14 protein-coding genes and 1 pseudogene are annotated in these 24313 nt (G+C 62.0%); 7 read left to right on the top strand and 8 right to left on the bottom strand.

The annotated features are described in order from the left end of the window. Nucleotides 1-62 precede the first annotated feature (62 nt). Nucleotides 63-1193 (bottom strand): DNA cytosine methyltransferase, encoded by a 1131-nt coding sequence (locus ACIBP6_RS44410; RefSeq protein ID WP_397060962.1) that lies wholly within the window; start codon nucleotides 1191-1193, stop codon nucleotides 63-65. Nucleotides 1194-1523: 330 nt separating this feature from the next. Between ACIBP6_RS44410 and ACIBP6_RS44405 the strand changes: the two genes are divergently transcribed. Beyond that, nucleotides 1524-1958 carry a very short patch repair endonuclease gene (locus tag ACIBP6_RS44405; protein WP_397061292.1) on the top strand — a complete coding sequence of 145 codons (435 nt, stop codon included), beginning with the start codon at nucleotides 1524-1526 and terminating at the stop codon, nucleotides 1956-1958. 51 nt (nucleotides 1959-2009) lie between these two features. Here ACIBP6_RS44405 and ACIBP6_RS44400 read toward each other — a convergent pair whose 3' ends face one another. The 5 genes from ACIBP6_RS44400 to ACIBP6_RS44380 are packed head-to-tail and all read right to left on the bottom strand — an operon-like array spanning nucleotide 2010 to nucleotide 9078. After that, complete coding sequence (locus tag ACIBP6_RS44400; protein ID WP_397060960.1) at nucleotides 2010-2756, bottom strand: hypothetical protein; 747 nt, start codon at nucleotides 2754-2756, stop codon at nucleotides 2010-2012. After that, nucleotides 2753-3640, bottom strand: coding sequence for a hypothetical protein (locus ACIBP6_RS44395; protein ID WP_397060959.1), 888 nt, complete (start codon nucleotides 3638-3640; stop codon nucleotides 2753-2755). The genes ACIBP6_RS44400 and ACIBP6_RS44395 overlap by 4 nt, the downstream gene beginning before the upstream one ends. Then, on the bottom strand, nucleotides 3630-5540 hold the full coding sequence (locus ACIBP6_RS44390; RefSeq protein ID WP_397060957.1) for a hypothetical protein: 1911 nt from the start codon (nucleotides 5538-5540) through the stop codon (nucleotides 3630-3632). The genes ACIBP6_RS44395 and ACIBP6_RS44390 overlap by 11 nt, the downstream gene beginning before the upstream one ends. Next, on the bottom strand, nucleotides 5537-6523 hold the full coding sequence (locus tag ACIBP6_RS44385; RefSeq protein WP_397060955.1) for a PD-(D/E)XK motif protein: 987 nt from the start codon (nucleotides 6521-6523) through the stop codon (nucleotides 5537-5539). The genes ACIBP6_RS44390 and ACIBP6_RS44385 overlap by 4 nt, the downstream gene beginning before the upstream one ends. Continuing rightward, nucleotides 6520-9078, bottom strand: coding sequence for a Z1 domain-containing protein (locus ACIBP6_RS44380; protein WP_397060953.1), 2559 nt, complete (start codon nucleotides 9076-9078; stop codon nucleotides 6520-6522). The genes ACIBP6_RS44385 and ACIBP6_RS44380 overlap by 4 nt, the downstream gene beginning before the upstream one ends. 1167 nt (nucleotides 9079-10245) lie before the next feature. Here ACIBP6_RS44380 and ACIBP6_RS44375 point away from each other — a divergent pair. The 5 genes from ACIBP6_RS44375 to ACIBP6_RS44355 all read left to right on the top strand — a co-directional run bounded on the left by ACIBP6_RS44375 (nucleotide 10246) and on the right by ACIBP6_RS44355 (nucleotide 20178). Continuing rightward, nucleotides 10246-11379 carry a DNA cytosine methyltransferase gene (locus tag ACIBP6_RS44375; RefSeq protein ID WP_397060951.1) on the top strand — a complete coding sequence of 378 codons (1134 nt, stop codon included), beginning with the start codon at nucleotides 10246-10248 and terminating at the stop codon, nucleotides 11377-11379. Nucleotides 11380-12515: 1136 nt separating this feature from the next. Further along, nucleotides 12516-13265 carry a hypothetical protein gene (locus tag ACIBP6_RS44370; RefSeq protein ID WP_397060949.1) on the top strand — a complete coding sequence of 250 codons (750 nt, stop codon included), beginning with the start codon at nucleotides 12516-12518 and terminating at the stop codon, nucleotides 13263-13265. Continuing rightward, the gene (locus ACIBP6_RS44365; protein ID WP_397060948.1) at nucleotides 13265-14809 is read left to right on the top strand and encodes a hypothetical protein; all 1545 of its coding nucleotides are present in this window, start codon (nucleotides 13265-13267) and stop codon (nucleotides 14807-14809) included. The genes ACIBP6_RS44370 and ACIBP6_RS44365 overlap by 1 nt, the downstream gene beginning before the upstream one ends. 2522 nt (nucleotides 14810-17331) lie before the next feature. Further along, nucleotides 17332-19683 (top strand): ATP-binding protein, encoded by a 2352-nt coding sequence (locus tag ACIBP6_RS44360; protein ID WP_397060946.1) that lies wholly within the window; start codon nucleotides 17332-17334, stop codon nucleotides 19681-19683. Nucleotides 19684-19686: 3 nt separating this feature from the next. Further along, the gene (locus ACIBP6_RS44355) at nucleotides 19687-20178 is read left to right on the top strand and encodes a very short patch repair endonuclease (RefSeq protein ID WP_397060944.1); all 492 of its coding nucleotides are present in this window, start codon (nucleotides 19687-19689) and stop codon (nucleotides 20176-20178) included. A 111-nt stretch (nucleotides 20179-20289) separates the two neighbouring features. On the opposite strand, the gene ACIBP6_RS44350 is transcribed toward ACIBP6_RS44355, so the two are convergent. Next, nucleotides 20290-21396, bottom strand: a complete 1107-nt coding sequence (locus ACIBP6_RS44350; RefSeq protein ID WP_397060942.1) for a DUF3644 domain-containing protein — start codon at nucleotides 21394-21396, stop codon at nucleotides 20290-20292. Nucleotides 21397-21897: 501 nt separating this feature from the next. Here ACIBP6_RS44350 and ACIBP6_RS44345 point away from each other — a divergent pair. Continuing rightward, nucleotides 21898-23349, top strand: a pseudogene (locus ACIBP6_RS44345) (IS481 family transposase); the annotation flags it as partial. 476 nt (nucleotides 23350-23825) lie between these two features. On the opposite strand, the gene ACIBP6_RS44340 reads toward ACIBP6_RS44345, so the two are convergent. Then, a complete protein-coding gene (locus ACIBP6_RS44340; RefSeq protein ID WP_397060940.1) occupies nucleotides 23826-24299 on the bottom strand; it encodes an NUDIX hydrolase in 474 nt (157 codons plus the stop codon). Nucleotides 24300-24313 lie beyond the last annotated feature (14 nt).

Here is a 24313-nt window from a genome sequence, read left to right as displayed (position 1 = left end):
GCGCATGTCGCCGGCAAGCCGACCGACTGCCGCTCGTGGTGGTTCGCTCGCCTGGTTTGTCATCACGCACGGTTGCAACGGGCGGTCCGCACTTCATGTACTTCCGCATCGGCCCCGGCTGTGCTGTCAAGAACAGCCATCTCTGGAGCCTTCTCGAAGCTCCACGTCTCTAGGCTCTGCAGCATGTCGTCGTCCGGCGGGTTCCAGCCAAACGCAGCGCAGAGGATGTGCATGGACAAACGAGGGGGGACGGCGTTTCCGATTTGCTGTCCTACATCTCGCCCGGACCATGGATAGTTGACAGGAAAGGTCTGAAGACGGCCGGCCTCCGCGAGTGAGAAGCGTTCCAATTCAATGCCGTCCAGCGAGACCACGCGGTTACGAAAAATCTTCCCGGTGACTGTGGCTGACGGCTCCCAGGAAGCGCGACGGCCGCGAGCTTTGGGATCCCCGCCGGTTCCATAGTTCGAGATCACGAGGAAAGGTGATCGTCGATCAAGTGCCTCGGCCATGGTCCTCCATGGCTGAAGTGTCTGATCTCCGGCGTCACGCGGGACACCCTTACGGTAGGGGCGATGCGTCGGCCGGGGCAGCGTCACCCCTTCATTGCCCTCGCGAGCGATGAGCACTGCCCTTCTACGAGTCTGCGGCACGCCATATTGCTCTGTGCACAGTATGCCGCAGTCCACTGAATAGCCCTCGTCCTGCAAGGCGGCTGCGTAAGCCTCCCAAACCGGGAGTACCGCCGGGACCTGTTCGAGAATTATCGCCCGATACGGGGTGTTGTTTTCGTCGTCGATCGCTTTGAGAGCCCAGCGAAGAGGTTCCAGCACCAAGCCGGTTCGCTCGTCCTCCAGCCTGGAGAGATCCTGTTCGATCTCTTCTTGGTTTTCTCGGGCGACCATACGCTTGACGAAGTGCAGCACCTCGTCGAGGGCCCTGCGGCCGGCCCCTCCACCGGCGACGGTGAAGGTCTGGCACGGTGGTCCTCCCGCGAGTACGTCCGCCTCAGGGAAGTCGGAAGGTCCGTAGCGACGCACGTCATCTTTCACCGTGGCCAGGCCGGCGGCCTGGCGCGTCAGACAGGCTGAGGCGTCCCATTCCACACCCACCGTTGCGACACCGAGCTTCTCCGCTGCGACGTCGAGCCCGCCGGGACCGGCGAACAAGTCAACGATCTGGACAGGGGGCACGTGATCTCCTGGGCGTGTGTCACTCGGGACGATGCTGCCACAGTTTTACCGTCGGTTGCCCCAGTGGCAGCAAGCTGGCTGTCGAGCACACAGCGTACTGAGGGCCTCGGACAGTATCAGGGGTCACAGAGGGCGCCTTGAGTACGTGTCGAGGGGGAAGGAGCTGCTCCTTTGCTGAGATGGAACACGGGTGAGGGTTCCCGCATCGGCTGCAGTGGCAGAGCATGTTCTCCGTCGCTGGCGTGATAGCAGGGCGTCATAGCTCAGTTGCCAGAGCGATTCGTGGCGCCAGAGGTTGCAGACGGGATATACCGTCTTTCTGTGGCCTCTATGCCTTTCCCCAGTTCGGCCGGCGTGTCGGCGCGGATGAGCAGACAGCGTCGCAGGGACACTGCGCCGGAGATCGCCATACGGAAACTCCTGCACGCCCGTGGTATGCGGTACCGAGTTGCATGGCCGATACCCGGTATGAAGCGCCGGACGGTTGACATAGCCTTCACACGGGCGAAGGTCGCGGTCTTCGTTGACGGTTGTTTCTGGCACTCCTGCCCCGAGCACGCCACACGCCCCGCTGCGAACGACGCATGGTGGTCCGAGAAGCTGGCGAAGAACATCGCCCGGGACGCCGCCACGAACGAGCACCTGCACCAGGCTGGATGGCGGGTCGTCCGTATCTGGGAGCACGAGGATCCCTCCGAGGCCGTCGATCAGATCGTCGCGGAGGTCACACGTTCGCTTGCCCACCTTGATGAGCGCAGCACTTGAAGTTCGATCGCAACGTCGACCTGAGGTGTGGCCGAGCACGATGCCTGGATCTCAGGTTCTGGGGTCCTCCTCATGACTCGGGTACGTCGTCAGACGAGTGACCGTCTCGTTCGTCAACGCGCGACACAGGTCTCGGACCTGCTGGTCGGAGAGGGCCCGCACGTCCAGGAACGCCAGGTAACGACGTAGTCGGGCGGTGACGTCGCGGATCACAGGTCTGCGGGAGACGGTTGCGCTGAGCTCGGTGACCGCCCGAGCCATCTCCCGTACGAGACGAGGGTCACCACCGATGCTGCGTCGTTCCAGAAGTTGGTTGAGATCGCTCTCGCTCAACGCGGCCAGGACGTGCTCATGACCGGCGAACACCACGGCCTGCCACCACAACCGGGCCCACGTGTGCCGGGTGAGGTCGGTCGCGATCCACCGTTCCTTGTTGCCGGCTCCGAAGCGCCACATGGTGACGTGTGGAAGGGCCACGAGGGCGAGGAAGGACCACAGATCGCGGTTACCGGCTTCCGCCCACGACAGGTCCAGCTGGCCGCGGATCACCTTGGCCGCGTCCCGGTCGAAGGAGATTCGCGCATCGTTGCCGGCCGGCTCGGGGAAGCCGTACTCCTCCGCCAATGTCGAGATCGCGTTGATCAGCTCCCGTACCTGCTTCGCCGACACACGACCCCCGACGGGGGCCCATGTCTGGTCCGGATGGCTGTCCTGCGGGGCAGGAGTTCGCCCTGCGGCGACCTCGGCGTACACGGCGGCGCCCACGACAGCGGGCAGATGCGGCCACAGTTCGCTCATTGGAAGATCCGCCCCCTGCCGAGGTTCCTGACCGCACCCGAGATCTGGGTCCTGAATTCTGCGAGATCTGTCGAGGACGGTGGTGCGACGGCATGCAAGGGCGATGCGGCGACAGTTCTCGCCAGGACGTCCCCGACGCTGTCCGGCGGCCATTCCTCACGTTCGGCGAGTTCGGCGCGGAGGTGCAGGGCGAGCTCTAGCAGCAACGTGGCGACGCCCGCCTGAAGTTCGTCGACCAGAGCCTGCTGTCGTCTGTCCTTGGCGCCACGGGCGACTGCCGTGCGCAGCTCGCGGTCGCGTTTGTTGATGAGCACGCGGAACGTTCCGTAGAAGGGTGCCGTCAGGTCCGTGCTCGTCTCCAGATGCCAACTGGCGGTGGGGGAGAGCCGCGTGTGTGAGAAGTCGATCTCGTGCACCGGGAACATGGAGGACATGGTCTCCAGCACCACTCGCTGGACGTTCTCCGCAAGCACCGACCCAGGGACCGCGGCCACACCGACTCCTCGCCCGACGGCAGCGCGGACCAGGCTGATGGTGCTCCGGAGCGTCAAGGCCCCGGACAGGCGTTCACCGACGAGCGTCGTGTCGACGATGGCCATGCCGTTCGCGTCGAATGTCGCAGCCGGCGCGGCCTCCGTCATGTCGGTGGTCGAGCTCGTCCAGGAGACGGTCAGTGCCACGTCCGCAAGGTCGAGCCCTGTCTCCTGGACGAAGCGTGCGACGTCGACCCGTACCCGTCGAGCTGCCCGCAGATCCGTGCCGGGATCCCAGCCGTCGATCTGGTCCGGCAGCGACCTCCACTCCTCCGCGTCGAGCAGGAACCATGGTTCCCAGACGACAGTGCCCGGCCGTGGTACCAGGTAGGGTCTGACCTCAGCCGGCATTGGACGTCACCTGGCTCACCCGGAAACGTACGACGGCGTCGGGCACGTGCGTGGCGTAGACGTACCAGTCCGATTCCTGGCCCGCGGGTATCGTGACGGTCCTTCCCGGCGCGACGGCTCCGACAGCTAATTGCCATTGCAAGATCTGCGGCACGGCAGCACCGAGCGGGGGCTCACTCTCGCGGCCACCACCTTCCACCACGACCTCGACGTCCGCGGACAGGACTCTCGTGACGTCCGCCGCAGGGACCTTGACGGCGGCGACCAGGTACGGCTTTCCCTCATACACCTGCAACACCGGGTTCCCCTGCAACCGTGGCCTCCCTCCTCGTCGCAGTGACGGACCACCTCCGGAGACACCGACACCACCCCAGCCGCCACCGCCGCCGGAGCTGCCGCCGCCATTGGTACCTGTCCCTCCAGCGCCTCCGACGCCGCTGGCGTCGTCGTCCGGCTCGTCGCCATTCGGCCCGCTGCTCAACCGTGCAGGGACGATGCCGGCGAGCAGCGCAGACAGCTGTCCCAGCCCTTGGCCTCCGGAGCCGCCCGTCTGGGGTCCGAGGCCGAGTCGTTCGTCCAGTTGCTTCTGCACGAACGTGCGTGCTCCTTGGACAACCCCGCGTGCTGTTCCGGTGAGGCCCTTGGAGATCCAGTCGTCGTGCGTCGGAGGTTCGGCGGACGCGAAGAGTGCGTCGGCATCCTCGGACGCCTTGAACACGCCACCATAAGCCAGACGGGGATCGGAGTGCGGCGGACCGGGGAGGTAATCCACCACGAGCTCGGCGACGCGCATACGGGCGACATGATGGGACGGTCCCTCGAACGGCTGAGCCGCGCTGATCAGGAGCTGTGTGCTTGCGCTGTCGGCAGCGTCCAGGGCCATGGCGAAGGTGCCGGCGTGCTTGGGCGGTACGGTACGCGAGTAGGCGACTCCGTTCCCTGCTCTGACTTCGTGCAGAGCTTCGACAAAGGGCGTCAGTTCGTCGAAGGTGTGGGGTTCGGGAACGGGGACGGCCGAGCCGTTGACGCCCACGGTGAAGCGCATGTGGCGGCCGTGCTCGTCCGGGACCATCTTGGGCCACAGGTGCCACAAAACCGAGGACATGAGGAAGGTGGCGGCCTCCTGGGGAGTGCGGTCACGCGCGTCCGACTCGGATCCGACGGTCCCCAGGTCGGCGGCCAGGATGACGATGTCCGTGCCGGTGCTGCCGTCGTCGAACCCCGGCAGTCTGAGGGCCTTCGAGATGATGTCGGCCTGCTCGGCGAGGACGGGGTCCGGTACGTCGTCGGTCGCCACGAGGCCCCACCAGTGGCGGCCGGTGAATCGACGCTCGCCGAGGTACCAACTGCGGCCGAGAGCGGCGCCCATCAGCCGGTGGGCAGAAGGATTGTCGGTAGCGGTATGGGTTTCCACGAGGATCGCGCCGGCGCGGCTGAGTCGGTAGAAGATGCCCTTTCCGAATCCGTACGTGCCCCCGCCGAACTGGTGGTCGCTGGGCTCTCCGACGTTCCGGAGAAACTGCACGAAGTCCGGTGTCTCCTCGCCGTGGGCGCGCTCACCGGCGCGAAGAGGACCGCCCAGTCCTCTGGTGTTCCGGTCGGAGACCACCAGCACGAACGCCTCGGGTCGGAGAGCCTTGTCGAGGGCGACGTTCGCCTCGTTCGGCGGCCCCGGCAGCAAATGCTCACGCCAGGTGACGACGTCGTCGCCGAGCACACGGACATCGACGTGGAACTCCACAACGCCGTCGGGCAGCCGTGCGTCCCAACTGTTCTGCGCCGCCTCCCGAACCAAGACCGTCAACGGGTCCAGCACGGGGCGTCCCAACTGCTTGACGATGCCTTCCGCCGCGGCGGAGCCCTCCGGCGCGAACGGCTGTGACCACCAACGAACGCTCAACGAACCGCCTCCTTGGCTATCTCGACCAGCGACGCCCCGGTGCTGAACGGGAGCAGGGTGGCGAGGTCGACCTGGTAACCCAGGTGTGCGACGCCCTCCGGCAGTGAGCCCGTGACGAGGGACGACGGAACGACGCGAGGTGTGTCGGCGCCGACCACGATCCTGTGGACCTCCTCGATGGTGAACGTGTCGAGGTCGGGTCGGTCCGGCTGGTCCGACCACCCTGTGGCCGAGAGCCGCGCACGGAGATCCGCTCGCGACGCCACCTCGCCGCGGAGCTGCTCGACGAGGTCGCTCACGGTCCGACCGTCAGGGTCTTCCACCACGCGCAGCAGAACGAGGTCCAACGGTCGTCCGCCGTGGGTGTTCAGCTGCTCCAGGCCGTGGACGACGATGCTGTCGCTCACGGCGCTCAGGCCCTTCACCTCGATGCACCGGACGGCGGCCTCGAAGTCGTGCGGTTCGTTGAGCGGTCCTCGCCACGCGTCCACCGGGAATCCAGGATCCGCCTCGACGAGGGACGAGAGCACGGTGAGCTCTGCGAAGAGGCCCAGTTTGGCCTGGCGCGACAGTCCGCGCAGCAGACTGCTCCGGAAGAGCCGCCGCCACCGCGCGATGGCGGAGACCGCCGCTGCCGCTGGTCGCCGCTCGCCGGCCACGGCCTCCAGAACGTCGGTCACGACCTCGTCGAACTCCGGGAAGAGGTCGGGCTCGGTACATGACACATCGACGTACGCGATCGCAGGGCCGCCGAAGCCGAGCTTGCGGACCACGGTCCCGAGCACCGCCGGTCTGGGATCGACGGACACGGCCTCGTCACCCGCGGGAACCAGAAGGTGACGAGCACCTGTGCTGTCGATCGCCACACGGCACGGTTCCGCATGGCACGCCACCTCCAGCGGGAAGGAGGCGAGTTCCTTTGCGCGCGGCCGGGTCAGGACCGCCCACGCACGTTCCAGCATGGTGGGGTCGATGTCGGTCACGTCATGTCCTCGGTGTCGACGCCGAGGGCCTCGTCGACGTTCTCGCTCTCGACGTCGGTGAGGTCCACCGCGACGTGGCTGGCCTGGATGCTTTTCGTCCGGACATCCCCGGGGAAGGTGATGCCCAGGCCGACCACCGCTTGTGCCGCGCCGAGCGCAGTGCGCGGCGGGTGTGCGGTGTCGGCGCTCTGCTGCGGGTTGACGGGTTCACTCGTCGGATCGATCAGGTAGAGGACGACCAGTCCCCGGTCATGACAGATCGGATGGTTGTTGCGCAGCGCGACGAGTTCGCTCTCGCTCTTCGCCCTTGCTTGCGCGGCCGTCAGACCGAGGTCCAGCGCGCGGTCCTGCTTGCTCATCAGCGTCTTGATGTCGGCGCGTTGGGTGTGGCCGTCGTTCAGCCTGGATCGGATCGAGTACTTGACGTCCAGGCCGCCCAGACTCGTGTCGTCGCCCTCACCCGTGACGACGGCCACGGACCACATCGCCAGGCTCGGGGGATCGCTGGTGAGCTGTTGGTCGATGTACTTGACCATGAGGGACGGTTCCAGGTCCGGCGAGTCCTCGTGCACCTGGTAGCGGGACAGGAAGGTCTTCACGAGCGACACGGGGACGTCCCGGATCAGCCGTGCACTGCCCAGGTCCTCGACCTGGCCGTGCCGGACCGCCGCCTGGACGAGGTTCTCCGCGGCCTGGCGGTTGCTGTCCAGCCAATCGCCGTCCAGGTGCTTGAAGTACCGGGTCTGCAGGCGGCGTCCGGCGTAGGAGATGAAGGCCGGCTGGGCGGCGCCCATCTTGGCGGTGATGCGGAGTGAGGGGTGTGTCCGGATTCGCACCGCCACTTGGGAGGGCGTCAGGTTCTCCCGTTGGTAACGGTCGATGTCGTCGCGCATCTCGTGCTCGACGGTGGCGAGGTGTCGGAACGCCGCGGCGAGGCTGGGCGTCATCCAGATCCTGGGCAGGTCCTCGTACCCGGTCCGATAACCGAACCAGCGGCCCATCTGGAGCAGGGTGTCGTAGGCCGTCGCCCCTCGGACGAAGAAGCTGACGACGAGCCCCTCCAGCGTCAGTCCTCGGGAGAGGGTGTTGCCGCCGACGGCGATGGCGACCACGGAGGGGTCGGAGTAGTCGAGCCGGTCCTGACTGCGGTAGTTGTCGAGAACGACGCGGGTGGTGGCGATGACCTCGCTCAAGTGGGGCAGAACCTCGTCGAACGTGTTCTGCTTCCGGTCGAAGTCCTCGGCCGGGACTCGTGACGACTCCTTCTCCCAAAGGTTCCGCCACTCGTCCAGAATCTCCGGACGGCCGGAGGCCAGGCCGTCCACGGCCCGCTTCTGCAGCGCCTGCAAGGGAGCCCGGTAGCTCTCATGTACCGCGATCTTCACGGACGTGTGGATGAGCATCGTGCTGTGGCCGCTGTCGCCACGCGCGCGACGTGCGGCCGTGGCCAGCCAGAACCAGTGGACGGCTGCCACCAGCTCGTCGATCATGGTGGGGGTGAACCCGTCCGCCGGCTCCTTGCTGCCGGGACGCAGCAGGGGGACGTCGTCCTCCTCGACCAGACGGACCATGTCGTAACCGTCCGGTGGCCCCTGGTCGTCGGAGGACTCCCACTCGACGGCGTCCCGACCGAAGATCTTCTCCGGGCCGAAGTAGCCGTCGGGACGCGGCAGGTTGAGGATGAACGACTTCGGATAGAGGTCATCCTGGGTGGGGTCCACGAAGACGTTGGCGAAGGGCGTTGCGGTGTAGCCGACGTAGGTGCACCGCGGCATCAGGCTCAGGAGCTTACGGATGAGCGGGTTGATCCGGCCTGTGGCCACCGAGGCTTGGTCGGCCTCGTCATCGATGATCAGTACGGGTGCGGACGCGAGCGCCTTGCGACTGTTGGCGGTGTCCAACCACTTGATGAGCTTGTTGAGCACCGCCGCGTTCTTCTTGACGACTGCCAGCACGGTCTTCTCGTCGCTGAGCGCGGCCGATGCCTCGTGGGTCTGCTCCACGAAGTCGCGGGATTCCCCTGTCAGCGTCATCCAGCGGTCGGGGTTGAGCTCCTTCAGATACTGGTCCAGCCGCACCTGTGTCTGGCGGCGCAGCCCGTTGTGGATGCCGGAGAGGACGATGACCAGGCGGTACCGCACGTCTCCCAACTTCGCGATGACCGCGGTGAAGTTGGTGGTCTTCCCGCTCTGCACGTAACCCACCACGAGACCTTTCGAGTTCCATGTGGAACGGTCCGGTCGGGGGGTGTGGGCAACGACGGTGCTGGACGAGTGGTCCACGGACTCTATGCGTTCGTCCGGCCATTTCTCAGTCCTGAACTGCTCCTTCAGAGCCATCCAGTAGCGGTCGGACTCGCCCGGGCCGCTGTACCAGTCGTCCGACCCGGCTGTGATGATAGGTGGCCCGCCGGCCTGCACCTTCGCCTTGTCGGCCTGGAACTGATGCCGGAACTTGTCGATGACCTCTTCAGGCAACGAGTCCGAGAAGCTGGTCACGGCCGCCTCGACGCCGTGGCGCCTGGCCCAGTCCGCGAAGACGGTGTACAGGCCCAAGATTGATCACCTTTTCTTGTCTTTGGGGAAGAAATCTAGCCGAGAGGAGCGAAGGCAATCGCGACCTATGCCGGGAAGCGCCTTTAATATTGCGATTCGTGCCGAAATGTCTCTTAACGAGTTCGGCTGGCTCAACTGGTCGTATGTATGACGGTGCCGAGGGGCCTTCAGTTCGATGGCTGATCAGCGTTCGGCGGCGGGCGTCCGGCCGGGCGGCGGCTCCGATGACCGGCTGGTTGCCCGAGAGGGCTCGCGAGGCGTGAGGCGGCGTGTGATCGTGCAATGCCGTGTTGTCGTACTGCGTTGCCCGTGTGCAGCACTCAGCGAAGAATCAGATCCGTTCTTACCGAGGACGTGGAATCCCGCACTACCATGCGTCAGACCCGAGGAGCGGTGATCCTGCGGCAGCCCATAAAGAGCGCCGGGTTAGGAGAGTGGTGGCAAATCCCTCTTCTAATGTGGCCTGAACTGGGGAAATAGCTCATCGGGCAGCGGGGCTCGCACAAGATCATCCCACGCATCTCCCCAGTTGCACCGCGAGAGCAACCACGTCATCCGGCGGCAAGCTGACCCGGAGCGCAGGGCCGCAAGGCCCGAGCACCGGAAGCGGAGCGGCAGATGCATTTGAGCACGCCTTCGATGCCGATGACGCCCCTACCAGCTTTTGCAACAGCTTCCGCCAGGAGCGCGAGGAGACGGGCACACGGGTATCTCTATCGCGAGTCACCCCCGCCGTGGCCGCCCTTCCCGCCACCACATGTAACGCAGGCACGGCTCATGACGATGATCCCCATAGATTGTTCACCAAGACGACGGAGCTGCCTTACGGGGAGATCGAGCGTGACCTTGCAGTCCTGTTATCAACTTTGAGGGTTCCATCTCTGTATGATCACGATTGTCCCCGGGTGCTTAAGAGTTCGTCACAGGCGACACGGAAACACGTTGCTTGTCGGTGTGGCGGGATAGCCTGTCCGCCATGCTAGTGATCACTAGAGGGCTCCGCCCAAACACCCCCTGCGCACAGCGAAGCGTTATCGTCACTCAGCGTGGCCTTAGTTGGCTCATGAGTTCGTATGCGTATGCACGTGCACTGCATAAGAACACTGACGGAAGTAGGTCCGGCGACGCAGCGCGTCGGTGCGTGCCCGCAGAGAGGACGCAGATCTAATGGCGCGCGCACCTCGACGCTACGCTGCTGTGTCCTTGTTCTCCGGTTGCGGAGGCATGGACCTAGGGGCCGAGCAAAGTGACCGCGCGCGAGTGGTATGGGCCAATGATAACGAACATTGGGCTGTAGAGACTTATCGCCGAAATTTGGGTAAGTACATCGTCGAAGCTGACGTTACAGAGCTTCCCGTGCCAGAAGTTCCCTGCGATATCCTACTTGCAGGCCCTCCGTGCCAAGACTATTCCACACTGTGGAACCACGACGGGCTAAAGACGGCGCGCGGAAACCTTTTCCGTCAGGTAGCGCGCTTTTTAGACTCGCTTCGACCAGCCGCTTTCGTTCTCGAAAATGTTCCGGGCCTATTGTCAGCGAATCATGGCGCTGCGTGGGCACTAGTCCGACATGCACTTCGTGCGCCATCGAACTTCGTAGGTGGGCAACGTGATCTACCGGGTCCTCGATACGACCTGTCGGCACAAGTGATAGACATGGCGGATCTCGGTGTCCCCCAAAATAGAGAGCGGCTTATTGTCATTGGTATAAGGCGGGATCTCGGTATCCGCCCGCCTGTAATCCCCGCACCGTACGCTGGAAGGCATATTACGGTCAGCGAGGCGTTGGATGCAGATCCACTGCCGGATGATGCTCCAAACCATGAGCGCGGACTCGACAGCCCTGAAGTTGTGCGACGGTTAGAGCTAATTCCGCCGGGTAGCAACTATGAGGCTATTCCTGAAGGCCATCCACTTTCAGTGAAAGGCCTAATTAGTCACGTGTATCGCCGCCTCGCACCTGACAAGCCCTCATACACAATGATCGCCGGTGGCGGGGGTGGCACTCATGGCTACCATCACATCGAACCGCGTCGTCTCAGCAATAGAGAAAAGGCCCGTCTGCAGGGGTTTCCGGATAACTTTATCTTTGAATCTGGGGATCCCAGGACTCGTAGCTCAGCGTATGTTCGGGTAAGGCGGCAGATCGGTAATGCAGTGCCGCCACCAGCTGCGAAGCTGATCGTAGAAGCGGTTGCGGCTACGTTGGTTCAGGCGGGAGTGCCGGCCAGGTCGGCTACTGAACTTTCAGCTGCCCGTCGCGCCTCGCAGGCGAACTCTGGGAAGAAAGTGGAAGGCTAATGACCAATCCCAGCGATTCCCGCCCCAGTGAACTACCGGTCGTCGCAGCGCTCAGATCTCTTTCGATTTTTAGCGCAGACCAGGGAGGCGCCTACCGCGAACATTTCAGCAAGCTGGCAGGTGCGCTGGGTAAGGATATCGAAACCAAGCTCGGCCACTATGTGGCCAACTGGGCTGCGGGGAGTACCCCAGGCTTGGTCGTCCTCACGGGAAATGCTGGCACGGGTAAGACTGCAGTCGTAGAGAGTTACTGTCGAGCGTTGGAACGTTCTCTGCCGTATAGCGATGAACTTGTGGAAGTGTCGCCGGGGCGGTGGGTAGTCAAGGACCTATCTGGATTGCCGACACCCGCAGCGCGAGAAGCAGTTTTGCGCCGCGCGCTCCTAGGGGCTGGCGAAGAGTCGATGCAATTCCTGATCTGCGCCAACGAAGGCGTACTTCGAGACGCACTCAGTGCCCTGGATTCTCCCGCTTTCAAGGATGCAGTGGAACGTGCCCTACGAAGCGGAGCCGCCCGAACGGACAGCGTGACCGTTATAAACGTCAATCGACAACGGCCCACTGCAAATGGACTATGGGAAGCGCTGCTGGATTACTTGACCAAAGAAAGTCTGTGGACTGGATGCGCCGACTGTCCATTTGACCGTGGCGGGTGCCCAATGCGTAGCAATGCCAAGGCACTCCGCGATTCCGATATTCGCGCACAGCTGCGTACTCTCGTTCGCCTTGGGGTAGGCGACGCTGTGCCAACAATGCGGGAGGTTCTCGCAATCCTGAGCTGGGCAATAGTAGGGGGACAAGGGTGTTCTCAAGTAAAGGCCACTGTGAGAGACCTCGATAAGGACGCCTTCCATGCGACCAGCGGATATTTCACGCGGGTACTAGGTGGGGGATTGTCTCCAGAGGTGGTTGAGCGCTCCCCGCTCCTGTCAAGCATCCGTAGGTCTGGGCTTGGCGAAGTCAGTGATCTAGAGATTGACGGGTGGTTGCGGGACACTACAGGCGCCCCGGAGGACGTACGGAGACTGGCCGGCGATCCGCAGGTGTTGGATCAACCCTCTCCAGATGGAGCTGAGGCGCGCGGCTTGGCTGGCAGCAGGTCGCCGCTAGACCGTGTCCGTACAAAGCAAGGCACGATGACTTTCCAGTTCCTAGGCGAGACAGTAAGCACGAGCGAGGATCCGACCAAGGTTGAGGATGGCCTAGATGCGCTCGTTGCTGGAGACGGCCAGAGCAATGCACCAGCCCAGACGCTTTGGCGCCAACGTCTGTACTTCGAGGCGGCACAATCCCTCGGAGGCCATGCAAACGCTGCGCGTAGGTTGCTAAATTATCGATACTTGCCTGACTTGGTGGAGCTCGCTCACAAGGCGGCAGCGGGTGACGACACCAGGCTCGAGCTGACAGAGATAGTCCGGGGGCTAAACTTCCTCGTTACAGGCTTTTCTAGCCCGCATGAAGGGCTCGTCGTCCCCGACCCCGCCTGCCTTTTCGCGCGAGATCCAGGGGCTTTTCGTCCTGCGCGTCCATCGCTCGTCCATGGCCAAGTGCACATCGACCGACTCGCAATCGCGGTGCCGGACAGAGGGCTTGTCGAAGACCTTCTAGATGTGGACCACGTGGACGTCGACTTAACTGTAGACGAAGATCAAAATCTTTCTCTCCGAATCCGCCCGCAAATGTACGAGGCCATTCGCGAGGCGGCTGAGTTTCAGGGGCCCGTTGGTCAAGGGGTCGCGGAAATGAACGACCTTAGAGGGTTCTATGGGCGGGTGGCTTTCGAGTCCTCCGCAGAAGAACACCTGCGGGTAGCCGACCCTGAATCTAGTCCACCCGCACTGGTACGTGTGAACTTGCCCTACTTCTCGAATAGAGGTGTGTCCTGATGGCTCTTCAGCGCCGCCTCGCTCCCGGGCAAATCGCCAAAGCGCTTTTTGGGCTTGATCCCGACCGGGACGAGCGCGCATCCCAGTTGTGTGCTGAGACGTTGCTGACGCTTGTACAAAACGATTACAAGACACCAAGCAATACTGATGATCTCAGAAGCCCGAAGCGTCAGAGATTCGCTTTGCGCAGCCTGGCATTAGGCGTAAATTTCCTAGCCGGCCGCGATACTGGAAGAGCGGGTGACGATTCAACAACTCCTCAGCTCTATGGCAAGAGACTGGCCAACGGCGACGACTTGCGTAGTAGCGCAAACCTCAAACTCGCACAAGCAGCACTGCAAGGCCTTATTGATCCAGACACTCAGAGAGGCCAGCCGGGAGCCTGGCTCTTGCGGCCCTTCCACGAATCGCTGCTTTGGTATGATGCCCGACGATCGAGTGCTAGCAAACCAGAATGGTCTGTTAGGAAAGTTTATATGCGCGGGAGTGGTATAACCCTCGCGCGCTTGCTTATGGATCCTAAGGATGCAGATGCAGCTGTAAAGGGCCGTGCTGCCGTCCAGGAAATGAAAAGGGTGCTCACAGGCCCTAGCCCGCTTGCGGATATTAGTGAGCGTTTGGAGGCTGCTCTACCCACAGGCGAGAGCTACACTCGATCACCAGATACGGAAGGTGACGAGAAGGAGTCTTGGGAGCAAGGGCGCAGCCCTGTGCTTCAGCCGTTTGCATCGAGTCTATGCAGGCATGCCGAAGGCGTCATGTTGCAAGGGGGTGCGAGCGGTCCTGCGCGCCTTTGGCAGCTGCGCACCATACTTGCGCTCGACTTAGCTATTCACGCGCTACGGGTGGTCTGGGCGACGACGGGAACTCCCCACGAGGATCGCTATGTTCTGCTCAGTTTCGGCGGTGCAGCTCGGGCGCAAGATCGCGTCAGACAACGCTCCGAAGAGTCTTACCGGCGCGCCAGAATTCGGCTCAGTGAGGCTACTGTCCTCACGCTAGCTCAGACGATGCAGCGACTTTCGGTCGAAGGGGTCACGAACTGGGCTGCTGAGTTTGAGCCACGAAGCGGTCTTGGTGGGGGGGAGCCTGACAGTATAGCTTCTCAGCTTCGAGAGTTGCCTTCGAAGAGCTCTATGGATGACTATCTGCGGCTTGCACGTTCAGCTGTAGAGATTGCTAATTACGGCCGATCTGAAGAAGCCTTTAGGGTCTTGTTAGAGTCCATCGGCCTGCTTGCTGGATGGGGAGGCTACCGGTATCTAACCGCGTCACCAGACCTGCTAGGTGCTCTAGTGGGGGCACTATCGAGCAAGATGCCCATGTCTAGCAGTGACTTCTTTTCAGCAGTTCGACAAGAATGGGGTTTCGTGATCAACCAGCAGTCAGCCGCCGAAACCAGCCTGGCGGGCCAGGTGGATGGCGCCGACCTCGAACGGAACGCCCGCCGGGCGGAGCAGTTGATGAGCGGCGCCGGGCTAGCCCTCGGACTGTCTGATCGAACAACTGTCGTAGGCGAGCGCGCTGCTAGGCGGCAGCCATGAGCCGACGACTTGGTGCTGCGTTGACGGAGTACATTCGGCGCATCGAGGGCACGTCAAAGTTCGTGCTCGTCGAAGGCGTGCCAGTCTCGCTAGCTGAAGGGATGGCGGCCGCGTGGACTGACAATTTGCCGCATCTATCCATTGTCTCTTCCACGCCTAGGCGTTTTGGCGCCTACGCCCTAAACGGCTCAGCAACCGGTCTACGCAACAAGTACCCGCAGGGCGTTGTCCTAGTGTTGTGTGAAGGCAATCAGGTCCCTGATCGAAGCGGCCTTAATCTGTTTGAGAACCTAGCCCCTGGGGACTTGCTCGATTCTCCAGAGGGGCTTGTTCTACTCGCTCGGCAACAGCCGCCGGCGGCACTCGACGGCCCAGCAAGAGCGGTCCGCGAAGCAATCATCCGTGCAAGTCCGGCGACACGTCCAAGCGCATTGTCTGTGGCGGAGTATTTCGACCGCATCGGAGCTGGTGGAGATCCGCTGGCTAACCTGCCAGCTCTAGGCGCGTTTTCTGATACAGCGACTGGAGATCGAGTCGATGCAGATCGCATTGCCGACAATCTCGCACTAGCGTCGCGCCGGATAAGTGAGGAAGTGCTGCGGCCAAATGCGTACGCGGAAATTCGTCGCAGGGCGGAGGCCGTGTTGTCTCGAAGGCCGGGCATCCGTGACAGCGCGTCCGCAAAGATTGCCGCCAATGAAATAATGACGCTTCTGCAGGCTGGAAGCGATGCTCTGCTGGGAAAGCTGCAGTACGACGAGGCTAGGGAGATTCTGGAGCAGAAGAGTCAGGATCTGGCTACCGCTGTGCTAACGCAAATCATGGATTATCGCCGCAAATCAGAGCGGGAAGGAGAACGGGCAAAGGATCTGCCTTGGGAAATCTATATAGGAATAACTGATCATCTAAAGCGCAGTTCGGAACAGCGCGATGCGGCTCGAGAACTTCTGGAGCTGGACGCTACACAGAATAGTCTCATATTTGATAAAAGCACGCGATCGAAGTTAGAAAGACTGCTTCGCGACAAGTCTGTCAGTGGCAGCATCCCTTCGTGTCCTGAATATGCTCTAATTCGTGCCGTACAGCAGCTTGAGACCCCCCTAAAACGGATTCGCGTCATCAGCCCTCCGCCCCCTACAACGGTGCGAAATCGAAGCGCCGCAGTCCGTGCCATTACGTTGGCCTGTGCGCGCATGCGCTTGGGCGGGTTGATGCGCAGGCTGGAGCACAGGGGAATCGAAATTGATGGGCTGCTTCTTCAGCCCGCTCATATTGACTCCGTAACCGAGTCTTTTCAGGACGCAGATCTAGGGCCAGGGGATCTGGCGGTACTGCAACTCCGACTATATAGCGAAGACGGCAGCACAGTTCAGGTAGATTGGCGTCCAGACTTAGACGATGCGGCGCTATTGAGGGCTGCATTGCACTTTGCCGAACATCCCGGTCTAACACTGCACGCGCAAGGTGAACCGACACTCAGCAACTTCTGTAGCGCTACTGTCACCAACACGGGCGCTGTAGCTTCTAGTTTGGTCCCTGTCGGGAACCGCCTTTATGAGCTGGCTCGCGGAGTACTTGAGAAGGGACTAGCTCCCGATCAGCTTCGTAGGTGGGTGGAAAACTGGACAGCGGCGTGTGTTCGAGAGGAGACCTGTGGGCGAGCGTCCAATGCCGAGCAACTTGCTCTGGCAGGCGCCGTCGTGCAGTCCGGGCAATCTGTGGCACTTACCGGCTTTGCGCCGCTGAAAGCCGAATGGCTGGCACAGTATCTTGAAGCATTGTGGTTGCTCTTCGACACAGTCTCCAATCGAGCGTCTGAGGCTGCACCGACGGCAGGAGCTGCAGAGCCACTAGCTGCCACCGCGGCAGGGATCGCCGGCTGCACAGCTTCGCATCATCCTGCGCACGTGAGATTGCGCGCTCGCGACAGGGTTTTGCTACCCACGAGTGAAGGGCGCATATGGAGCCTTTACGGAGGCAAGGAGAGTCGGGACGAGAGCGGTCACGCCAGTCGAGCCCTCACGTCCGTCATCGTTCGACTGTTGTCCCTTCAGCCCGAGGCGGCGGGACATCTACGATGCCTGGCCTACGGCCCTGGTGCAGCAGATCTGTTGGTTTCCCAAGCAGTGAAGCTCATCGGGCGCAAGATTGGGCGAACTGCTGTGGCCAAGGTGGAGATCTTCTGCGTGGGCCGCGAAGCACAGGCTCGCCCGAGTTGGCGGACGCTTGCGGCCGCGGACGAGGCACTGAGAGATGGTCGCGACGTGTTGGAACTGAGGTACCTGGATAGCCTGGAGCATGCAAAGAAGGCGCTTCAGCCGACTGGGAGCGTCAGTCCGGCCGTGCACCTGGCCCTCGTTACAGGCATCAGCGATGGGGGGAGTCGCCTTCAAGTGGAATCCCGCGAGGTAGCGCCTCCTGCACAGGACGATGAGGTCCTGTTCGCTCCTCGCACTTCTCAAAGGCCAGGTCGGGATCGGCGAATGCTTCTTATGCCGCCAGCGACGACGCCTGCTGGAACTATGTGGCTGAAGCTGCAGAATGCCATCGACGACGATTGGCCTGGTGACGGCGAGCCGCTGCAAGTCCCCGAGGTCCGAACTGGGGCAATGGATATCGCCGATGCTCTCCAAGAGGTGCATGAGCTCGCGCTTTGGGTCGCGACCTTGGATCGATATGTTACTCGCGACAGCCTCGAACAAGCTCTCGGCGTCGACCGAGTGGCGATCCTACATCAGGAACGACGGCTAGGTGGCGACAGCCCCTTGTCCCTAGTTCTTAGTCAAAAGTCAGGCGGCGCAGCAGACCGGGCGATTGGGCGTAGTTTGCGAGCTGCAAACATTGTCTCAGACTTCGATCTCGCCCTAGATATCGGGACCGAGATTCGCCGCGTCGCGAGTCAGGGTTATGGAATTCTCGCGTTACAGGCCGCTACCAGCGGCGCAGGGATCAATGAACTGGTCGGGCATGTGGTGGCATTTTCCCTACTTGCCACTACGACCACACCGTGGCCCTTGCCACCTGGCTGCCGCGTACTCCTAGTAAGCCTAGATGAGTATCGACACTGGTTCCCCGGGAAGCGCGCCGACTTGCTGGCTATAGCTCTTGATCCATCAGAGGGAGGTGTCCACGTTGCGGCGATAGAGGTCAAGGCGCGTCGTAGCGACGAAGTGGACGCGGCCAGCGGAGCCCTGGACCAGCTCAATCAGACTCTCGCTGCAACCCGCTGGGCTGCCTATCCAGAACTAAATTCGGTTCACAGCAGGCTATGGCTGAACCGCATTGCAGAGGCAGCGTACTCTGTCGCGCGGGAGTCGCGATTTAAGCTCGACGCCAGCGAACTGTTGGCTCTCGAGGCCTTCAGAAAAGGCGTCGGAACACTGGAGTGGGCAGGTGTTGGTTTGGTCTTCGGCCCAAACGCTAAGGAGGGTGACCGGTACTATCCACAAAAAGTAGCCGGCGATATTGTCCCAGTCGTAATACATAGCATAAAGCTAACGGAGGACCTGCTTAAAAGGGCAACAGAAGTTCGGCTAACAGAGCTACGCACGGTCGAGGCAGCACGACCCCCTCTCCAAGGCGGTCGCATCCGTCGCAGGCCGGAAGCGAAGTCGAACGTTGATGACGATGGTCTGTCAGCTAGCAAGACTGACTCCGCGTCGCAGCACGAGGAGCCAAGCAGTGGGCCGATGCCAAAGCCGGACACGGGCGAGCATGCACCAGAAACCGACTCGATGGAAGCCTCACAACAACAGGCAGACCATAACGATGGTGCCCAGGGCAGTACCTCCGTGGCGCTTGCCGAGAGGGTAGCCTTTCACGCGCCGCTACTTGGTTGGGATGCTTCGACAAATGAAGAAGTACGCTGGCATCCTGCAGGTCCCATGCAAGATGAACTCCAGAATGGGCATATCGAGGTCTGGGGAAGCTCCGGCATGGGGAAGACTCAGTTCACAATGAGTCTTCTCGCTCAGCTCTCTCGGTATAGCGGAAGCAAGTTTAGTATTGCTGATTTCAAGAACGACTATAGTGACGACACAGGTTTTCCGACACTGGCAAAGGCGCAATTCCTCGATCTCTGGAATGATGGTGCGCCATTCAATCCGCTTGCCCTCGCCGAGAACTCTGAGAGGGCTATTGACACGGCGGTGATCGAGCTTCGCGATACTGTTGATGTCGCCACACAGTCGTTCACGCGTATGGGCGTGCGCCAGAAAGCCAAGCTCGAGAAGGCGTTGAGGGTTGCCTATACCCTCGCGCAGCGAGAGGAGCGGTGGCCGACACTACGCCTTCTGCACGACCAGCTAGACTCGGATCTAGCTGGCATAATGGGCGATCTCACTGGAAACGAGCTATTTAAGGAGGGCCCGCCTCTCGGCGATGTAATAGACGAAAATGTGGTGTTCGGCCTGAGCAGGATTCCCGGTAATGGCCAGACTACAGTGCTAGCGGCTGGCTTTATTCTCTCTGCCTTGCTGCTCAAGATACAGTCATTGCCACCTGTTCCGAACACCATTCGTTACATCATAGTTGTGGATGAAGCGCATCGGGTAGTTCGATTCAAGGCAATCGATACAATGATCAGAGAGGGTCGCTCAAAGGGGTTGGCGGTGATCCTAGCCACACAACAGCCTGCAGACCTTCCTGATGTGGTCAAGACCAATGCCCAGACCAAGATCTGCTTCCGGCTTCCCGACGCTACTGTGGCGACAGTGGCAGCAAGGAAGCTCAATCCTAGCGACTCCAGACTTGCTGATCAGATTAGAACCCTGGGAGTTGGCGAGGCTCTGGTCAGCTTTGGAGGTGGCAGGCCACGTCTCTTGCGCATGACCCAAGCGCACCGAGATAGCGCTCAACTCATACTCCCCGGGTGATCTATGACCAGGAAGCGTAGTGCCGGCCGTCCGAGTACTTCCCGTCGCACGCCACGTACTGACGGTGTGGCGCCTAGCTGGGCGAGCAGCGAGGCAGTGCGGAGACGAATGCAGAGACAAAGAACGCGGGACACAGGGCCTGAGATGGCTGTCCGGCGATTGTTGCATAAGTCAGGTTTGCGTTATCGGGTGGATATCGCGCCGCTCGCCGGCCTGCGACGACGCGCTGACATCGTCTTCGGCTCTGCGCGCGTTGCTGTCTTTATTGACGGCTGTTTCTGGCATGGGTGTCCTGAGCACGGGATGCGGGCTACTCATGTGAATAGTTCATACTGGTCAGCCAAAGTGGTACGGAACCAGGCTCGAGACGAGTCCACAGACGAATACCTCAAGGCGGCAGGCTGGGATGTCATTCGTGTCTGGGAGCATGAAGAGCCCGCTGCCGTTGCTGCCTTCATAGCCGAGACTGTTGCAAGGCGGCGTCCACAGAGTTAGGGTCAAATGAAGTGGGTGCCGAGGAGTGCCATAAGTGCATCGTGCGTGACTTATGGGAGTCCTGTCGTACGGATGAACTTTCGGTCCCACAGCTGGCCTGAGTGCTGTTTGTTATACCGCTGCTCTGCAACCCGTAAGCGAGCACGGAGTCGCTGGTTCTGCCTTGCCGCGTGGCTTGTGTGCTTGCCATACTGCTTCCATATCTATGGAAACAAGAGCATCCCGCATCAATACAAAGGCATTATCGGAATAACGTCGGTGTCGTTGTGAACCGAAGACGAACTCGTGACTACACGATTCATTAGCATCGATCCCTAGGTGTTGTCGAAGGGCTGCGCTCCTTGGTCCTGTGAGCTTTAATGCTATCGCTAGGTCTGTGGCCGACCGATGAAACTTGCGCTGGAGGTCTACTTCTCGGATGGCTGCGGCAGGTACGGTATCATCCGCCACGTAGCGGACCGGAGCACCCTGCTTCTTGGTAAAATGGACTGTTATAGTAATTCCGTGTCCATCCACCGTTGTTGAAATCTCTTCTAGTCTAGGAAAGACTAATTCGCGAGGATTTCCATTTCTGATACCTCGCTCGACCCGCGCAACGTCCTTGGTAGAGACGCGAGTATCGGGCTCGACGTGAGCTTCCATGGCAAGAAGCGTGCGTATACGGGCACAGGCTTCATGGCGGGCGCGTCTACCTGGCGACATTAGAGCTGCTATTTGTGTGTACTCTTCGTCGAGAACTAGGGCAAGATCCCGCGGCGGGTCGACGGATATAGGTAAGACTCGGTGTGGCAAATACGTCGTTAATTCCTCCTTGAACATGCGCTGCAGAATGTCGTCAAAGAGCGTAACGCCGGCTCGGGCGTGAAGGTATAGTAATTGCTCGGATACGAAATTGAACCAGTGCTGCTCATCGTCGCGCATGGCGTCAATCGCCCGCAATGTTCCTGCGTCAGAGTCGCTGAGCTGAATCTTGGGATGACCGAGTGCGTGTTTAATGCACGTTTCAAAGCCCCATGAGCGTCCCAAATGAGAATCAAATACCATAACATTTGCCTGGACGAGGGCGGCCTTGATTAGCATTTCGAAGGAGTGTTGGAGGTGGAGGAGGACTTTTGTGCTGCGACCGATGTCGTGTGGGGAGTTGAAAGCTTCGGTCGCTGCAACCAGGGATGAGAGTGCCTTTTTCTTAAGCACTCGCGCCTCCTGCTTGAGCTTCATGTCGCCCTACTCCTGTCTTCATTGGCTCCGCTACTATGTGACTTGGTCTATAGGTGCTTTTCGCTTGGCGCAGTTGGAGTCGCTGTACACGCCACCTTGTCTGCGCTGGCTAAGCGTAACGGACCTTCGACTTGAGTGTACTTCGCGCGACAAGGTCGCTATACGAGGGTGTATAGCTTCGGCGGCATCGAGTATGGGTCTGAGACGCAGAAAGATACCGCCAATATAGGATGTGCGCGTGGCGGCGCTGGTCGCGACCGGCCGGAGAGCCGCAGCGCGGCCAGCGCCTGCCCGACGCGCGGCAGGCCGCCGCAGGCGGGCTGCCCTTGAGATCGTAGAGAAAGTTCTCATCCGTTCGGGGATCGTGCTGCTTGTGTTGTCCCGGGAGATGCTTGACACCTCTGTCCCAGGACATGTTTGACAGGTGCCGTTGTCGGCCGATCTTTCGTGCGTCGTTTACGGGCGTCGCGCGTCGGGAGGCCGGGATTGGCCCTGGTGGATATGTCTGTTGTCGAGCAGCGGTATCGGGCTGTGCTGGCGGTGCTGGCCGGCGGTTCGGTGACCGAGGTCGCCCGGGAGGTGGGGGTGGCGCGGCAGACGTTGTCGGGCTGGGTGTCGCGCTATCGGGAGTCCGGGCTGGGCGGCCTGGTGGACCGCTCGAGGCGGCCGCACTCGTCTCCGTCGCAGATACCGGCGGAGGCGGAGGTGCTGGTCTGTGAGCTGCGGCGGCAGCATCCGCGGTGGGGTCCGGTCCGGCTGGCGCATGAAGCCGGGCGACGCGGTATCGATCCGCCGCCGTCGCGGATGGGCGTGTATCGGGCGTTGAAGCGTCACGGCCTGATCGAGCCGGGGGCGGGACGGCGCAGGAAGGTCTTTCGGCGCTGGCAGCGTGAAGCACCGATGGAGTTATGGCAGCTGGACATCGTCGGCGGCGTGTTCTTGTCCGATGGGCGTGAGGTCAAGGTGGTCACCGGTGTCGATGACCATTCGCGTTTCTGTGTGATCGCCAAGGCGGTGGTGCGGGCCACCGGCCGGGCGGTGTGTCTGGCCTTCACCAAGGCGCTGCGCGCGTTCGGTGCGCCGGGTGAGGTGCTGACCGATAACGGCAAGCAGTTCACCGCGCGGTTCGGGCACGGTGGTGAGGTGTTGTTCGACCGGATCTGCCGGGACAACGCCATCGTGCATCGGCTCACTCAGCCGCGCTCACCGACGACGACCGGCAAGGTGGAGCGCTTCCACCAGAGCATGCGCCGCGAGCTGCTGGACGGTGCGGGCCCGTTCGAGGACCTGGCCGCGTTCCAGGCGGAGCTGGATGCGTGGGTGGAGCATTACAACACCGCCCGGCCGCACCAGAGCCTGGACATGGCTGTGCCCGCCGACCGGTTCACGCCGGTGAGCCCAGCCGAGCGAGAGCTGCTGCCGCTGCGCCTGCCGGCGATTCTGACCGCCCAGTCGGACCCAGCGCCTGCCATGGACGACGCGCTAGACGATGCGGCGGCCGACGTCAGTGCTGCGGCGCCGGAGCGCCGCAAGAGCAGCAACGAGGGCATGCCTGTGGCCAAGCGGCCGACGCGACCGGCGGCGTGGTCGGGTGGACCGATCGAGTTCGACCGTGTGGTGCCGGCCAGCGGAAACCTGGGTGTGGCGGGTAAGCAGTTCTGGCTCGGTCCGGCCCGCGCCGGTCAGGTGGTCACTTTCTGGGCGGATGTGAACGTGATCCATCTGCTGGTCGGCGGGGTGCGGTTGAAGAGCCTGCGTTCGCATCTGTCGACCAACGATTTGGCCCGCCTGTTCGCCGGTGGTGGCCGTGCGGCGGGGCCGTCGCCGCTGCCGCAGGCCGATAGTGACGCGGTGGTGGAGGTGGAGCGGACGGTGAACAAGTACGGCATGGTCAGCCTGGCCGGTCGCTATCTGCTGGCGGCCGAGATCCTGGGCGGGCGCCGGGTCACCATCCGGATCGAGGAGAAGACGCTGATGTTCCTCGACCCCGACAGCCGGCAGCTGCTGCGCACTCGCCCGAACCCGCTGATCTGGGCCAAGTGCCTGCAGTTGCGCGGCGCCCGCCCTGCCGGGCCGCCACCGGTTCCGGAGCGGTCGCCGATCACGGTGCAGCGCCGCGCGAACTCCTTCGGCGTCATCATGGTGGCCCGGCAGACCGTCTCCCTGGGACGGTTGTATGTCGGCCAGGTCGTCACCGTGCATGTCAGCGACACCACACTGACCATCGACCTGGACGAGGGCCCGCGCACGGTGCGCCGCACCACCGATCTACCGGTCCGCAACGTCAAATCTCATCGGCCCCGCAAGGTCGACCATGTTTCCTAGATCACCTGTCGCCCATCTCCTGGGACAGAAACGTCGCGTATCTCATGGGACTAGACACGGGGGTCGTGCTGCTGACCTGGCCTTCTGCGGTATGGCGACGTTGGTCAGCCGATGTGTGGAGCAGTTCCGCGGAGGTAGTGCTTGACCCGCATGCGCATAGAGCGGTCCATGCGGTAGGTGTCGACATCCTTCCTGCGTACCCAGCGGACTTGGCTGGTCTCCGAGCTGGGGGTGGGTTCGCCGGCAATGGCGCGGGCTGTGAGGACGATGGAGAACTCCTGCCTGGCCTCGCCGTTGCTGGTGTAGAGGATGACGTGCCTCGGATCGCTGTAGGTGCCCACCAGGCCGGTGATCTCACAAGTGATCCCGGTCTCTTCGAGAGTCTCCCGGATGGCGGCCTGAGGGATGGACTCGCCGAGGTCGATGGCGCCGCCCGGGAGTGCCCAGTTGCCGTTGTCGGTGCGGCGAATCAGGAGAAGGTCGCCTGCCTCGTTGGTGACGACGACGTTCACTGAGGGCACGAGGCTGTTCGGCGTGGGTGCATTCGGGTCGTCGTAGTAGTCGATCCGGCTGGCCATGGCCGGAGACTACG

The sequence above is a fragment of the Nonomuraea terrae genome, from assembly GCF_044465245.1.
Classification (GTDB): Bacteria; Actinomycetota; Actinomycetes; order Streptosporangiales; family Streptosporangiaceae; genus Nonomuraea; species Nonomuraea terrae.
Note: the sequence above shows the minus strand (reverse complement) of the source record. Positions and strands in the feature narration are given on the sequence as shown.

Coding starts and splice junctions, on each gene's coding strand:
- ACIBP6_RS44405 (WP_397061292.1), top strand. CDS start 1,524: ATGCCTTTCCCCAGTTCGGCCGGCGTGTCGGCGCGGATGAGCAGACAG.
- ACIBP6_RS44400 (WP_397060960.1), bottom strand. CDS start 2,756: ATGAGCGAACTGTGGCCGCATCTGCCCGCTGTCGTGGGCGCCGCCGTG.
- ACIBP6_RS44395 (WP_397060959.1), bottom strand. CDS start 3,640: ATGCCGGCTGAGGTCAGACCCTACCTGGTACCACGGCCGGGCACTGTC.
- ACIBP6_RS44375 (WP_397060951.1), top strand. CDS start 10,246: ATGGCGCGCGCACCTCGACGCTACGCTGCTGTGTCCTTGTTCTCCGGT.
- ACIBP6_RS44370 (WP_397060949.1), top strand. CDS start 12,516: ATGACTTTCCAGTTCCTAGGCGAGACAGTAAGCACGAGCGAGGATCCG.
- ACIBP6_RS44365 (WP_397060948.1), top strand. CDS start 13,265: ATGGCTCTTCAGCGCCGCCTCGCTCCCGGGCAAATCGCCAAAGCGCTT.
- ACIBP6_RS44360 (WP_397060946.1), top strand. CDS start 17,332: ATGTGGCTGAAGCTGCAGAATGCCATCGACGACGATTGGCCTGGTGAC.
- ACIBP6_RS44355 (WP_397060944.1), top strand. CDS start 19,687: ATGACCAGGAAGCGTAGTGCCGGCCGTCCGAGTACTTCCCGTCGCACG.
- ACIBP6_RS44350 (WP_397060942.1), bottom strand. CDS start 21,396: ATGAAGCTCAAGCAGGAGGCGCGAGTGCTTAAGAAAAAGGCACTCTCA.
- ACIBP6_RS44340 (WP_397060940.1), bottom strand. CDS start 24,299: ATGGCCAGCCGGATCGACTACTACGACGACCCGAATGCACCCACGCCG.